The 13,472-nt window shown below is 73.1% G+C and carries 15 protein-coding genes; 6 read left to right on the top strand and 9 right to left on the bottom strand.

From position 1 onward, the window contains the following. Positions 1–92: 92 nt before the first annotated feature. The 4 genes from K4S16_RS14050 to K4S16_RS14035 form a co-directional block, all read right to left on the bottom strand. Positions 93–1,139 carry a CU044_5270 family protein gene (locus K4S16_RS14050; RefSeq protein ID WP_149259332.1) on the bottom strand — a complete coding sequence of 349 codons (1,047 nt, stop codon included), beginning with the start codon at positions 1,137–1,139 and terminating at the stop codon, positions 93–95. Continuing rightward, positions 1,136–1,744, bottom strand: coding sequence for an RNA polymerase sigma factor (locus tag K4S16_RS14045; RefSeq protein WP_149259331.1), 609 nt, complete (start codon positions 1,742–1,744; stop codon positions 1,136–1,138). Before K4S16_RS14045 ends, K4S16_RS14050 begins: the two co-directional genes overlap by 4 nt. Before the next feature lie 148 nt (positions 1,745–1,892). Next, positions 1,893–2,366 (bottom strand): SRPBCC family protein, encoded by a 474-nt coding sequence (locus K4S16_RS14040; RefSeq protein WP_149259330.1) that lies wholly within the window; start codon positions 2,364–2,366, stop codon positions 1,893–1,895. Next, a complete protein-coding gene (locus K4S16_RS14035) occupies positions 2,363–2,608 on the bottom strand; it encodes a hypothetical protein (protein WP_149259329.1) in 246 nt (81 codons plus the stop codon). The genes K4S16_RS14040 and K4S16_RS14035 overlap by 4 nt, the downstream gene beginning before the upstream one ends. Positions 2,609–2,753: 145 nt before the next feature. On the opposite strand from K4S16_RS14035, the gene K4S16_RS14030 reads away from it, so the two are divergent. Further along, positions 2,754–3,578, top strand: a complete 825-nt coding sequence (locus tag K4S16_RS14030; RefSeq protein WP_149259328.1) for a hypothetical protein — start codon at positions 2,754–2,756, stop codon at positions 3,576–3,578. 21 nt (positions 3,579–3,599) lie between these two features. Here K4S16_RS14030 and K4S16_RS14025 read toward each other — a convergent pair whose 3' ends face one another. Continuing rightward, positions 3,600–4,520, bottom strand: a complete 921-nt coding sequence (locus tag K4S16_RS14025) for an NADP-dependent oxidoreductase (protein ID WP_149259327.1) — start codon at positions 4,518–4,520, stop codon at positions 3,600–3,602. Between the two features lie 204 nt (positions 4,521–4,724). On the opposite strand from K4S16_RS14025, the gene K4S16_RS14020 reads away from it, so the two are divergent. From K4S16_RS14020 to K4S16_RS14005, 4 genes are all read left to right on the top strand, one after another. Further along, on the top strand, positions 4,725–5,036 hold the full coding sequence (locus tag K4S16_RS14020) for a helix-turn-helix transcriptional regulator (RefSeq protein ID WP_149259326.1): 312 nt from the start codon (positions 4,725–4,727) through the stop codon (positions 5,034–5,036). Next, on the top strand, positions 5,033–5,977 hold the full coding sequence (locus K4S16_RS14015) for an ATP-binding cassette domain-containing protein (RefSeq protein WP_149259325.1): 945 nt from the start codon (positions 5,033–5,035) through the stop codon (positions 5,975–5,977). The genes K4S16_RS14020 and K4S16_RS14015 overlap by 4 nt, the downstream gene beginning before the upstream one ends. Further along, a complete protein-coding gene (locus tag K4S16_RS14010) occupies positions 5,974–6,804 on the top strand; it encodes an ABC transporter permease (RefSeq protein WP_235036781.1) in 831 nt (276 codons plus the stop codon). Before K4S16_RS14015 ends, K4S16_RS14010 begins: the two co-directional genes overlap by 4 nt. 174 nt (positions 6,805–6,978) lie before the next feature. After that, positions 6,979–7,413, top strand: a complete 435-nt coding sequence (locus tag K4S16_RS14005; RefSeq protein WP_149259324.1) for an SRPBCC domain-containing protein — start codon at positions 6,979–6,981, stop codon at positions 7,411–7,413. A 38-nt stretch (positions 7,414–7,451) separates the two neighbouring features. On the opposite strand, the gene K4S16_RS14000 is transcribed toward K4S16_RS14005, so the two are convergent. After that, positions 7,452–9,332, bottom strand: a complete 1,881-nt coding sequence (locus K4S16_RS14000) for an ABC transporter ATP-binding protein (RefSeq protein WP_149259323.1) — start codon at positions 9,330–9,332, stop codon at positions 7,452–7,454. 124 nt (positions 9,333–9,456) lie between these two features. Between K4S16_RS14000 and K4S16_RS13995 the strand changes: the two genes are divergently transcribed. Further along, complete coding sequence (locus K4S16_RS13995) at positions 9,457–10,614, top strand: aminotransferase class V-fold PLP-dependent enzyme (protein ID WP_149259322.1); 1,158 nt, start codon at positions 9,457–9,459, stop codon at positions 10,612–10,614. A 10-nt stretch (positions 10,615–10,624) separates the two neighbouring features. Here K4S16_RS13995 and K4S16_RS13990 read toward each other — a convergent pair whose 3' ends face one another. The 3 genes from K4S16_RS13990 to K4S16_RS13980 form a co-directional block, all read right to left on the bottom strand. Next, positions 10,625–11,044, bottom strand: coding sequence for a CBS domain-containing protein (locus K4S16_RS13990; protein ID WP_149259321.1), 420 nt, complete (start codon positions 11,042–11,044; stop codon positions 10,625–10,627). Positions 11,045–11,116: 72 nt separating this feature from the next. Then, positions 11,117–12,118 carry an LCP family protein gene (locus K4S16_RS13985; protein ID WP_149259320.1) on the bottom strand — a complete coding sequence of 334 codons (1,002 nt, stop codon included), beginning with the start codon at positions 12,116–12,118 and terminating at the stop codon, positions 11,117–11,119. Next, positions 12,115–12,696, bottom strand: coding sequence for an RNA polymerase sigma factor (locus tag K4S16_RS13980; RefSeq protein WP_235036780.1), 582 nt, complete (start codon positions 12,694–12,696; stop codon positions 12,115–12,117). Before K4S16_RS13980 ends, K4S16_RS13985 begins: the two co-directional genes overlap by 4 nt. Between the last annotated feature and the right edge of the window lie 776 nt (positions 12,697–13,472).

The following is a 13,472-nucleotide window of genomic DNA, read 5'->3' as shown; positions in this document are numbered from 1 at the left end:
AGACGGCGCGACGGGGGCGGTGACGCCTCGCCCGCTCCGACGGTCCGCACCCCCGGACCGGGCGAGGCGTCATCCCGGCATCCCGTCCCGGCTCAGCCGCGACCGCCCGGCTTCGGGACGAAGGCCGCGGCCGTCAGGGCGCCCCAGCCCGTGATCTGCCCCCGCTTCACCGGCAGCAGGCCGGGCTCCCGGTGGTCCTTCACGGCTAGGACGCGAAAGCCCAGGTAGGCGTAGCTCTTCGGATCGATGAAGATCTCACTGCGCAGGTAGCCGTTCTCGACGCGGTAGAGGGTGACCCCGCGGCGCCCCCCGAGATCGGCGGCCGCGGGCTCGTAGCGCACGCCGGGGATCCGGGCCGCGGCGCCGTACAGCGCCGCCTCGATCTTCGAGGGGAGGACGGCGTCGCGCATGGAGCGGGTGACGAGTTCGAACGCCGCGGAGTCGCGCTCCTCGGCGGTCGGCGGCTTCGGCTTCGCCTTCTTCATCAGCGCGTACTTCTCGCGTGTCCGCTTCGGCAGTCCCTCCGGGACCGGCTTGCTCCACTCCGCGAGACGCCGGGCGTACTCGGCGTCGACCGTCTTGTAGATCCGCGCGAGCACCGCGCCGGGGTCGGTCGGCAGGGAGAGCAGTTCGGGATAGGTCGGGGTGTACTTCGAGCCCTCGGCGACGCGCAGCCTCCCGTTCTCGACCACGGCGAACCGCTTGCCGTCCGTCCGGCGCCAGAGTTCCTGGGTGCGGGTCTTCGCCGGGGTGCCGAAGAGCGGGCGCCCGCCGCCTTCCTGGGTCTCCGCGTAGACGGTCTTCACGTAGGCCCACTGCGCCGGGCCGAGCTTCGGGACGGGCTTGGTCGCCGCGACCAGGGCGGCGTTGCGGGCCAGGTCCTGGGGGCCGCCGACCGGACGCAGGGCGACGGGCTCGGGCTCCCGGTCATCCTGTCCGATGGCGACGACGGCGGCGACCGCCATGGCCCCGGCGAGGGCGCCCGCCGTGAGGAGGCGCCGGCGGCCCCGCCACGGCCGGGCCTGGGAGGCGGGCGCGTCCTCGCTGAGCCGGACGCGCAGGCGGGCCTTGGCCATGCGGTCGTACTCGGGCACGTCCGGGCGGCCCTCGCGGAACAGGGTGATCTCGTCTGTGGTCATGTCGCGCTCTCCTGGAGGGGGTGGACGCCGCCGAACGCGCGGTGGAGCTTCTTGCGGATCCGGTGCAGGCGGGACTTGATCGTGCCGACGGGGACGCCGAGGGCCTGGGCCGCCTCGTCGTAGCTCAGTTCGGCCCAGGCGATGAGCAGGAGCAGGTCGCGGTCGGCGGCCGAGAGGCGGGTGAGGGCCGCGGCGAGCTCGGGCCGCAGCCGGCCCGCCGCCACCCTGGCGGTGCTGCGCTCGTCGAAGCCCTCCTCCGGCCGGTCCGGCGCCGCGCGGGCCAGGGCCCGGTTCCGGCGGGCCTCGGCCCGGCGGTGCTCGCGCAGGGCGTGTGTCGCGATCCCGTAGAGCCAGGGGCGCGCGTCCGGTCGTCCGAGGTCGTACCGCCCGCGCTTGCGGAACGCTGCCAGGAACGTCTCCGCGACGACGTCCTCGGCCATGTCGGGGCCGAGGCGGCGGGCGACGTAGCGGTGGATCTCGTCGCCGTGCCGGTCGAAGATCTCCGCGAAGCGCTCGGGCCGCCGGAGCGACTCCCGCAGGACCGCGGCGTCGGTCACCGGACCGGGAGGGACGTCCGGTTCCGTCCCGGAAGGCGCGGTCAACATGGGCCACGTCCGTTCATGGGGGTCCTTTCGGTTGGCTGTCACCCGGTACTCGACCGGTCGCCGCGAACGGGTTCCCTCTGCATGCGGGGCGGCACGGGGTGCGTGGGCGGGCCTTCGGCGTCCTTCCTGGTGAATCCCCCAGGGGTGGTCAGGTGGCCGGGCCCGGGTTGGCGGCTCGCAGGGCTTCGGCTTGCAGGGCTTTGGTGATGGCGTCCTGCCAGGTCGCGAGGAAGGCGGGGTATTCGGCGGCGAACCGGTGCAGGTGGGCGGCTCCCTCGTCGGAGAGCGCGGTGAGCTCGTAGGTGACGGTCACCTCGCTGTGCCCGTCCGCCTCGTCCAGGACGACGGAGACGGTTCCCGCGCTGGTCCCCGGAGTGACGCGCGCGTAGCGGATGCGCCGTCCCGGCGTCCCTTCGACGACGATCCAGGTTGTGGTGCGCTCGTCGGCGTGGGTCTGGAAGACCGTCTCGGGCCTCGCGTCGTCGGTGACGGGCGCGGGGAAAGACGGTTCCCACCCCGGCACCCAGCGCCGCTCGCCCCGTGCGGTGAAGAGGGGGAACGCCTCGGCCGGGGGCAGCGGGACGGTGATGCGGCCGGTGAGGCGGTGCCGGACGCCGCTCATCGCGGCTCGTCCAGGGTGTGCGCGTCCGCGGCGGTCAGCGTCAGGCCGTAGACGTCCTTGAGCTGCTCGATCTTGGCGAGCGTCTCCGGCGAGAAGGGGGCCTTGCCCTCGAAGGCGTGCAGGGCGATGCCCTCGACCAGATCGCCGAGGGAGAGGTCGAGGTACTCGGCCAGCGCCTTGAGGACCTTGAGCACGTTGCGCTCGACGCGCACGCCGGTCTGCACCCGTTCAACTTTTACCATGGTACCAAGTTACCAGTTTCGCTGTGGGCGGGGCCTTGCCGGGCAGGGGCGAACGGCGGCGCGGGGTGGCCACGCAGGGACGATCGCCCTACCTTGGACGATCACGTGATCTACGGACGTGACAGACAAGAGCGGATGGAGCGGTATGTCGGAGCCTTCGGCCGGACCTGGCAGCACCGGCGGAGAGCCGCGGACGAAGGGGCGTCCCTCCACGGACGACGACCGCCGGCACTGGATGTGGCGGCCGTCCTACCTGGCGGCGGGCTTCGCGGTCTCCTTCGTGCTCCTTCTAGCGGTCCGCAGCGACACCTTCTACTGGGTCGCGGTCCTCGGGATGCTCGGGCTCGCCATCGTGGTGCTCCTGGCCTTGCAGCTGGCGCTCTACAGGCCGTTCGGCGGTCCCGTCCCCTATGCCACGGACGGCACCGACCGCCAGGGCCCGGTGAAGTACCACTACAAGGTCCTGGTCAGGCCCTACCTGCTGGTCATGGCGGTCGCCGCCGTGCTGGTGGCCGTGCCGCTCGCCGTCGGCGTCGGCTACCTCGGCCCGTTCCTCGGCGCGGGGCTGGTCTCGCTGGGGATGGGGACGAGGTTCTGGCTTCCCCAGATCATCGCCGCGCGGAGATGCGCCCGGGTGCTGAAGGTCTACGACTTCGAGTTCCGCGCCCCCATACGGAAGACGAACCTGGGGGCCAAGGGAGTGCGCTCCCTGATCCTTGGCGGCGACGCCGCGCCGCGCATGTCCGCCCGGGAGCCGCTGTTCTCCGACCGGTGGCCCAAGGAGATCGGCCTCGGAGCGTGGTTCGCCGGGGACGAGCCCTTCGGCGGCGTGATCCTGGTCCCGGGCACGGGCGAGCTGATGTGCATGCAGCCCGAGAACTGGGCCGCGCTCGACAAGGCCCGGCGCGAGGCAGGCCCCGAGCGCCAGGAGCGGGCCAGGCGAGCCGGCCTGGCGCGCAAGCGGATCTAGCGGCTCCGGCCGGTCCAGTAGCTACGGCGTGATGACGAGTTTGCCGCGCGTGTGCCCGCCGCGGCTCTCGTCGAACGCCTCGCCCACCTTCTCCAGCGGGAACGTCCCGGCCACCTCCACCGTGAGCGCGCCGCGGTCGGCCATGGCCGCCAGCTCGGCGAGCTTCGCCCCGCTCGGGCGGACCCAGATCCAGTGGCCGCCGTGCTCCTCGACCGTGTTGTCCGCGACCGACACGTGCCGCCCGCCCTCGGCCAGGACGGCGAGGGTCGTGTCCAGCTGGCCGCCCACGAAGTCGGCGACCGCGGACACGCCGCCGGGCGCCAGGTCCCGGACGCGCTCGACCAGCCCGTCCCCGTAGGCGACGGGCTCGGCGCCGAGGCCGCGCAGGAAGTCGTGGTTCCGCTCGGAGGCCGTGCCGATGACGCGGGCGCCGCGGTCGCGGGCGATCTGGACGGCCAGGCTCCCCACCCCACCGGACGCCGCGTGGACCAGCAGCACGTCGCCCGGCCCGATCTCAAGGCGGTCCAGGGAGCGCTGCGCGGTCATGCCGACGAGCGGCAGCCCCCCGGCCTGGTTCCAGTCGAGCGCCGCGGGCTTGCGCGCCACGTCGTCGGCCGCGACCGCGACGTACTTCGCGAACGTCCCGGCGCCGACGACGTCCTTGCGGGCGTAGGACATGACCTCCTCGCCGTCCGCGAAGTCCGGCGTGTCGGGGCCGCTGCCCCGCACGACGCCGGCGACGTCCCAGCCCGGGATGACGGGGAACACCGCGTCCATCATCCCGTCCAGGCCGCCGGCCATGACCTTCCAGTCCACGGGGTTGACCCCCGCCGCGCGGACCTCGATCAGGACCTGCCCGGGCCCGACCTTCGGGTCCGGGACGTCCCCGACCCGGAGGCGCGAGTTGTCGGCGGCGAAGGAGTCATAGGTGACGGCACGCATTCCCTCAACCTGCCACCCGACCGGCCCGGCAAACATGGCGTGCAACACGTAGGGAGTTCCCTACGTTTGACAGGTAGGGAACTCCCTACGTAACTTGGGGCGCATGAACATCACGCATGTGCGGCTGCTGACCGTGCCGGTCTCCGGCCAGGACGCGGCCTGGGACTTCGACTCCGACGGCAACGGCACCGTGCCGGCCGCGCGGTGACGGTGGACGTCTTCGCGGCCCTGGCCAGCCCCGTCCGGCGGGAGATCACCGCGCTCCTGCTGGACGGGCCGCGCCCGGTCAACGACCTCGCGGCGCACTTCTCGATGAGCCGCCCGAGCGTGTCGGAGCACCTCAGGGTGCTGCGCGACGCCGGGCTGGTCAGCGAGCGGCGCAGCGGCCGGCAGCGCCTCTACCGGCTGGAGCCCGCGCCCCTGCGCGAGCTTTCGGAGTGGCTGTCCCCCTACGAGCGGTTCTGGCGGGAGAAGCTCGCCAACTTGCGCGATCTGCTGGACGAGGAGGACCTGTGACCCCCGTCGTCGAGGCGGCCGGGCTGGTCAAGCGGTTCGGGGGCGTGCGGGCCCTCGACGGGCTCGACCTCGTCGCCGAACCGGGGCAGGTCGTCGCGCTGCTCGGCCCGAACGGCGCGGGGAAGACGACGTTCGTCCGCGCGGTGGCGACGCTCGTCCGGCCCGACGGCGGCACCCTGCGCGTGGACGGCGTCGACGCGGCCCGCGAGCCGGGCCGGGTGCGGCGGCTCATCGGCCTGGCCGGCCAGTACGCGGCGGTCGAGGCGGCGATGACCGGGCGGGAGAACCTGGAGATGATCGCCCGCCTGTTCGGCCAGGACCGCCGGACCGCCCGCGCGAGCGCGGCCGAAGTGCTCGACCGGCTGTCCCTGGGCGAGGTCGCCGACCGTCTCGTCCGCACCTACTCGGGCGGGACGCGCCGCCGCCTCGACCTCGGCGCGAGCCTGGTCGGCGCGCCCCGGCTGCTGCTGCTGGACGAGCCCACCACCGGCCTCGACCCGCGCGGCCGCATCGAACTGTGGGACGCCATCGGCGGCCTGGCGGCGGGCGGCACGAACGTCCTCCTCACCACCCAGTACCTGGACGAGGCCGACCGCCTCGCCGACCGCGTCGTGATCATCGACAGGGGCCGGGTGGCCGCCGAGGGCACTCCCCGCGAGCTGAAGTCGCGGATCGGCGGCGACCTCGTCGAGGTCCACGTCCGCGACCGCGCCGCACTGGCCCCCGCCGCCCGCGCCCTGGAGCGAATCGCCCCCGTCCACACCGACCCGTCGTCCCTGCTGGTGACGATGCCCGCCGAGGACGGCCCCGACGACCTGCTGAAGGCCGTCCGGGCCCTGTCCGACCACCACGTGGCCATCGAGGACGTCACCCTGCGCCGCCCCACCCTCGACGAGGTCTTCCTAGCCCTCACCACCAACCCGGAACGGACCCCGTCATGACCGTCCCAGCCGCACCCCCCACCGCCCACGGCTCGCCGATGACCCGGGTGGCCGGCGGGGCCGGGTTCGGAGCCGCGACCTGGGCGGTCGCGCAGCGGGGGGTCCGGCGGACGCTCCGGACGCCGCAGATCCTCGTCATGGGGCTCGTGCAGAGCGTCGCGTTCCTGCTCATCTTCCGGTACGTGTTCGGCGGCGCGATCGGCACGGGCGGCGTCGGGTACGTCGACTACATGATCCCCGGGCTGCTGACGGTGAGCGGCCTGTTCGCCGGGATGAGCGCGGCGGTCGCGGTCGCCGAGGACCTCGCGTCCGGCTACCTGGACCGGCTGAGGTCGCTGCCGATGCCGCGCACGGCCGCGCTCGCGGGGCAGGTGGCGGCCGACACGGTGCGGGTCGCGCTGATCCTCGCGGTGAGCGCCGCGCTGGCGTTCGCCGTGGGGTTCCGGGTGCACGCCGGCTGGGGATCGGCGCTGGCCGGGTTCGGGCTGTGCGTGCTGTTCGGGTTCGCGTTCGTGTGGATGTTCGTGGCGCTGGGGCTGCTGACCGCGAGCCCGCAGGCCGCGCAGGGCGTGGGGTTCCTCGCGCTGCCACTGAGCTTCGTCTCCGGCGCCTACGTCCCGGTGGAGACGATGCCCGGGTGGCTGCGCGGCTTCGCCGAGCACCAGCCGGTCACCGTCATGATGGACGCCGTGCGCGTCCTCACGCAGGGCGACGCGGCGGCCCTGGGCCACGCCCCCGGCTACTACGTCTGGCGGTCCCTGGCGTGGACCACCGGCATCGTCCTAGTGTCCGGCGCCATCGCCCTGACCCGCTTCCGCAAGATCTGACATGGGCGCAAATTGTCGTGAGCGTAGGGCGCGACGTGGGCGGACGGCGGCCCGGGTGCAGGGTGTGACATGGGCGCCGGCCACGACGAGGGCGCAGGATGCCAGGTGAGCGAGGACGCGACTTCAGCACAGGGGCACGACTGGGCGCGGGGTGCGATGTGGAGGTGGGGGGACATGAGTGGTGAGCGGGCCTCGATCGAGGTGGACGAGTTCCTGCCGCATCCGCCCGCGAAGGTGTGGCGGGCGCTGACCGAGCCGGAGCTGCTGGCCCGCTGGCTGATGCCGAACGACTTCAAGCCCGTCGTCGGGCACCGCTTCACCTTCGCGGCCAAGCCGATCCCCGCGGTCGGCTTCGACGGGACCATCGAATGCCGCGTCCTCGACATCGAGGAACTCCGGCTGCTGCGCATCAGCTGGCGCGGCGGCGGCCTCGACACGACGGTGACGTGGCGGCTCGTCGCCGAGGGGCGCGGAACGCGCCTGTTCGTCGAGCACGCGGGCTTCGACCTCGACGACCCCGTCAACGCCTACGCCTTCCGCGGCATGGGCGGCGGCTGGCGCTCCGGCATCTTCCGCGCCCTCCGGGAAGCCCTCACCGACCTGCGCTGACCCCCGCCGCAGGCCGGTGAGCACTTCCAGGCGCTCGGTCAGGCGACGGGTTCGAGGGGCGGCTCGTCGGCGAACTGGGTGCGGTAGAGGTCGGCGTAGCGGCCGCCTGCGGCGAGGAGCTCCTCGTGGGTGCCGCGTTCGATGATGCGGCCGCTCTCCACGACGAGGATCAGGTCGGCGGCGCGGACCGTGGACAGGCGGTGGGCGATGACCACGGCGGTGCGGCCGTCGAGGGCCTCGGTCAGGGCCTCCTGGACTGCGGCCTCGGACGTGGAGTCGAGGTGCGCGGTGGCCTCGTCGAGGATCACGACGCGCTGCCTGGCGAGCAGGAGCCGGGCGATGGTGAGGCGCTGGCGCTCGCCGCCGGACAGGCGGTAGCCCCGCTCGCCGACGATGGTGTCGAGGCCGTCGGGCAGGCCCTCGATGAGGGTGTCGAGGCGGGCGCGGCGCAGGACGTCCCACAGCTCCTCGTCGGTCGCCTCGGGGCGGGCGAGCAGGAGGTTCTCGCGGATCGACTCGTGGAACAGGTGGCCGTCCTGCGTCACCATGCCGAGCGTGTCGCGGATGGCCTGGAACGACAGGTCGCGGACGTCGACGCCGCCGAGCCGGACGGCGCCGGAGTCGACGTCGTAGAGGCGCGGCAGCAGCTGCGCGATCGTCGACTTGCCCGCGCCGGACGAGCCGACCAGGGCGACCATCTGGCCGGGCTCGGCGCGGAACGATACGTCGTGCAGGACGTCCACGCCGCCGCGGGTGTCGAGGGTGGCGACCTCTTCGAGGGAGGCCAGGGAGACCTTGTCGGCGGACGGGTAGGCGAAGGTGACGTTGTCGAACTCGACCGCCACCGGGCCCTCGGGCACGTCGCGCGGCTCGGGCTTCTCGCTGACGAGCGGCTTCAGGTCGAGCACCTCGAAGACCCGCTCGAAGCTCACGAGCGCGCTCATCACCTCGACGCGTGCGCTGGCCAGGGCGGTCAGCGGCGCGTAGAGGCGGGTGAGCAGCAGGGCCAGGGCAACGACGGCGCCGGCGTCGAGGTGGCCGCGCAGGGACAGGAACCCGCCGACGCCGTAGACGAGCGCGAGGGCGAGCGCGGAGACCATCGTGAGCGCCGTGATGAAGACGTGCTGCACCATCGCGGTGCGGACGCCGATGTCGCGGACGCGGCGGGCCCGGGCGGCGAACTCGGCCGACTCGCGCGCGGGGCGCCCGAACAGCTTCACCAGCGTCGCTCCGGGGGCGGAGAAGCGCTCGGTCATCTGCGTGCTCATCGCGGCGTCGTGCGCCGCGGCCTCGCGTTCGAGCTTCGCCAGGCGGCTGCCCATCCGGCGGGCCGGGAGGACGAAGACGGGCAGCAGGACCAGCGCGAGCAGGGTGATCTGCCAGGAGATGCGCACCATCACGGCGAAGGTGAGCAGGACGGTCACAAGGTTGCTGACCACTCCGGAAAGGGTGTCGCTGAACGCGCGCTGGGCCCCGATCACGTCGTTGTTGAGGCGGCTGACCAGGGCGCCGGTGCGGGTCCGGGTGAAGAAGGCGACCGGCATGCGCTGGACGTGGTCGAACACGGCCGTGCGCAGGTCGAGGATCAGCCCCTCGCCGATGCGCGCGGACAGCCAGCGGTTGAGGAGGCCGAGGGAGCCCTCGGCGAGCGCCAGTACGGCGATCAGAACGGCGAGCCACACGACGGTGGACGTCGCCTCATGGTCGACGATCGCGTTGACGACCCACCCGGCGAGCACCGGCGTCGCCACCGCGATGACCGCCATCACCACGCTGAGCAGGAGGAATGCCGTGAGCAGCCCCCGGTGCGGGCGGGCGAAGCGGCCGATGCGCCCCAGCGTCGCCTTGGAGAACGGCCTGCTGTCCCGTGCGTTCATGGCGTGGTGCAGCGACATCCACGCCGTGACTTCCATGTCCATGGAGACCCCTGTGATCGTTAGCCTGGAACAGCGAGCATGCGACCTCAAGAAAGGTTGAGGTCAAGCCGCCGCCGGATCCCAGGGTCCCGCGGGGGTACGACATTCCGCGAGAGGAAGGCGGCCTGTGGACATCGACGAGCTCCGGTCCGACACCCCCGGCTGCGCGAAGGTGGCTCACCTCAACAACGCCGGAGCCGCCCTGCCGCCGCGTCCCGTCATCGACGCCGTCGCCGGGCACTTCGAACTGGAGTCGCTGATCGGCGGATACGAGGCGGCCGAGCGCAACGAGGCGCCGATCGCGCGCTTCTACGACGCCGTCGCCAGGCTCCTGGGGGCCCGTCCTGACGAGATCGCCTTCGTGGAGAACGCCACCCGAGCGTGGGACATGGCGTTCTACGCGATCCCCTTCGCGGACGGCGACCGCATCCTGACGACGACGAGCGAGTACTCCAGCAACGCCATCGCCTACCAGCAGGTGGCGGCGGCCAAGGGCGCGCATGTGGAGGTCGTCCCGGACGAGGCCGACGGCACCCTGTCCCTGGACGCGCTGGAAGCCGAACTGGCCAAGGGCGACGTCCGGCTGGTGTCGCTGAACCACATCCCCACGCACAACGGGCTCGTCAACCCGGCCGCCGAAGTGGGACGGCTGTGCCGCGAGCATGGCGTCCTGTACCTCCTGGACGCGTGCCAGTCGGTGGGGCAGCTCGCCATGGACGTCAACGAGATCGGCTGCGACATCCTGTCGGCTACGGGGCGCAAGTACCTGCGCGGCCCGCGCGGCACGGGCTTCCTGTACGTCCGGCACGGAATCCTGCAGACGCTCGTCCCGCCGTTCCTCGACCTCCAGGCCGCCGACTGGAAGGCCCCGGACGGGTTCGTGATGCGCGACGACGCGCAGCGGTTCGAGACGTGGGAACGGCACGTGGCCGGGCAGATCGGGCTGGGCGTCGCCGCCGACTACGCGGCCGGCCTGGGAATGGCGGAGATCGAGGACCGCGTCCTCGGCCTCGCCGCCCGGCTCAGGGAGGAGCTGGCCGCGCGGCCCGGCGTCACCGTCCTGGACAAGGGCGCCCGCCCGTCCGGCATCGTCACGTTCACGGTGGAGGGCCGCGACCCGGCGGCCGTCAAGGCGGCGGCGAGAGAGGCCGGCGTCAACGTCAACGTCACCAACCCGGTCTCACACGGATACGACCCGCACGCCCGTCCAGCGGCCGTGCGGGCCTCCGTGCACTACTACAACACCGACGAGGAGCTGGAACGGCTCCTGTCCGTGCTGCCCTAGGCCGGGCAGTTCACGTGTTGGAACGCGCCGCGCTGATGTCGGCGAGCGCCGACGCGGCGTCCTTCTCGATCGCCAGGTCCCCGATGGACACGATGCCCACCGGACGGCCGTCCTCCATGACCGGGAGCCGCCGCACGGACCGCTCCCGCATGATCTGCGCGGCCCTGTCGAGGGAGTCGTCGGGCCCCACGGTCGCGGTCACCTTGCTGGCGATCTCGCCGATCCTCGCCTTGGCGGGGTCGCCGCCCGCGGCGAGCCCGCGCACCACCAGGTCGCGGTCGGTGACGACGCCCTTCAGGTCGTCGCCCTCCGCCACCAGGACCGCACCGATGTCCTCGTCGCGCATCGCACGCGCCACGGTCACGATGTCGAGTTCCGGCGACACCGACGTGGGCGAGCCGGTCATGATGTCGCGGACTTTCGTGGCCATCGCTCACACACTCCTTGCTCGTGGGTCGTAGCCGGGATCGATGCGGCCCCTACCCTCCGAAGGCGCGATCACTCATCGCGTCCGGAACGGTGCGAGCACCCGCCGCGCGGCCGGCTCGTCCACCACGAGCCGGTTCGGGTCGGAAGGCGCGGGACGGACCGGGATCGTGTGGAAGGCGGCCCCGTCGCCCTTGTCGAACCCCCGCGCGAGGGAGCGCAGCGTCCCGGCGTCCAGCTTCGGCGTGCTCTCGACCGAGCCGGCCGCGACGGCGAGGAAGCGCGCGAACCTCAGCGGGTCCCGCGACATCATCTCCCTGGCCTTCCGCGCCACCGAGGCGAGGAACTGCTGCTGGCGTTTGACGCGGTCCAGGTCGGAGCCGTCGCCCAGGCCGTGCCTGGTCCGGACGTAGGCGAGCGCCTGCGTCCCCTTCACCAGGTGCTTGCCCCGGGACAGGTTCAGCCCGGACTGCTGGTCAGACACGGCCACCGGCAGCGTCACCTCGACCCCGCCGAGCGCGTCCACCACCTTCTTGAACCCGGCGAAATCCACGGTCACGGTCTGGTCGACCGGGACGCCGGTCAGCGACTCCACCGTCTTCAGCGTGCAGGCGGCTCCGCCGAGCGTGAATGCCGCGTTGACCGTCGCCCGCTGCGCCGGGTTCTTCCCGCATGCGGGGATCCGTACGAGGACGTCCCTCGGGATGCTCACCACCTGCGGCTTCTTCCGGTCGGCGGGGACGTGCACGAGCATCAGGGTGTCCGAGCGCTGCGGGCCGCCTCTGTAGCGCGCGTCCAGCCCGATGACCAGCACGTTCAGCGCCTTGGCCGCGGCGGGCGGGGGCGGGTTCGGCGCCGCGGGCCGCGCGCCGCGCCCGTGCAGCAGCACCACCGGAACGAGGATCGCCGCGGCCGTCACCGCCGCGACCACGCCGAGCAGCGTCCACCGCCCCGGGCCGCGGCGCCTGCGCCTCGTCCCGTCGAGCAGCCGGTTCCGCTGCCGGGCCAGGGACGGCGGCGGCTCGTGCTCCAGGTCGCGGCCGAGGTCGCGGAGCAGTTCCAGGTCGTCCACGGTCACGCCTCCTCGCGCGTCGGGTCGGTGTCGCCGAGCGCCGCGCGCACCTTGCGCCGCGCCCGGTTGAGGCGGGAGCGGACCGTCCCGACCGGGATGCCGAGCGCCCGCGCCGCCTCCTCGTAGGACAGGTCGCCCCAGGCCACCAGCAGCAGGACGTCCAGGTCGCGGCGCGCCAGGCCGGACAGCGCCGCCGCCAGCGCGGGACGCGTCGCCGACGCCGTCACCCCCGCCGCGACGCGGTCGTCGGGCCCCTCCACCGGGCCGTCCACGGGGCTGCGCCGCAGCGCCCGGTAGCGCGCGGCCTCCGCCCGGTGGTGCCGCGCGACCAGCTTCGTCGCGATGCCGAACAGCCACGGCCGTGCGTCCTGCTGCGCCAGGTCGTAGCGGTGCCGCTTGCTGAACGCGACCAGGAACGTCTCTCCGACGACGTCCTCTGCGGGCTCCGGACCGAGCCTGCGGGAGACGTACCGGTAGAGCATCGCCGAATACCGGTCGAACAGCGCGGCGAACGCCTCGGGATCGGCGAGCGAACTCTCGATGAGAGCCGCGTCGCACTCCCGAGCCGTGGGGGGAACGGTCATCGCGGCCACCATGGCATGCGCACCGGGCCTTCCCGTGCGGGGACGTTGTCAGCGGTGTATCTCCGCAACCCGCGTTGCGAGTTCACGCTGGACCTGAGACACGGCCCCGCGGATACGGATTCCGGCGAACCTTCCCGATAAAATGCGCATCCTCATATGCACGGGGTTGTCGGCAGGACCGCTCCGCCGCCTGTCGGGGTACGAGCAGAGGGGGTCTGCACGTGGGCGACGACGCCGAACTTGACGAGGAAGCGGCGCGCAACGGAACCGCCGAGTTCCGCGTACCGGCGAAGGTCAACATGACCCGTCCGGACATCGCCGTCCGCCGTCCGGTGAAACCGCAGGACGAGGCCGGCGACGAGTCGGCCGACGCGTCCGGCGACGAGGAGGCGGCGGAAGAGCCGGGCGAGAAGCCCTCGGCGAGCCCCACCTGGTACGTCCAGTTCACGCCTCCCGAGGCCGAGGAGCCCGAACGGGACACGCCGTCCCCTGCCGCGCCTCCGCCCCCGGAGACCAAGCCTTGGCGCCCCACGTCCCAGTCCGTCCGCGACGAGGAGCCCGCCCAGGAGGAAGAGGCCGCGTCCCCGGCGGACGAGGCCCCGGCCGAAGAGCCCCCCGCCGACGACCCGACCCAGACCACCGCGCCCCAAGAGGACCGCGCGGCCCCCGCCGCGCAGGAGCGCGAGGGGCGCGGCGCCTCGGCCCCTGGCCATGCCGCGCCCCCGACGCCCAGCGATGCCCCACCCCCGGCCGTGACACCCCGAACCAGCGGCAGG

Origin of the sequence: Actinomadura sp. K4S16 (assembly GCF_008327685.1) — a bacterium.
Taxonomy (GTDB): Bacteria; Actinomycetota; Actinomycetes; order Streptosporangiales; family Streptosporangiaceae; genus Spirillospora.
This window is presented reverse-complemented; position numbering and strand designations above follow the sequence as displayed.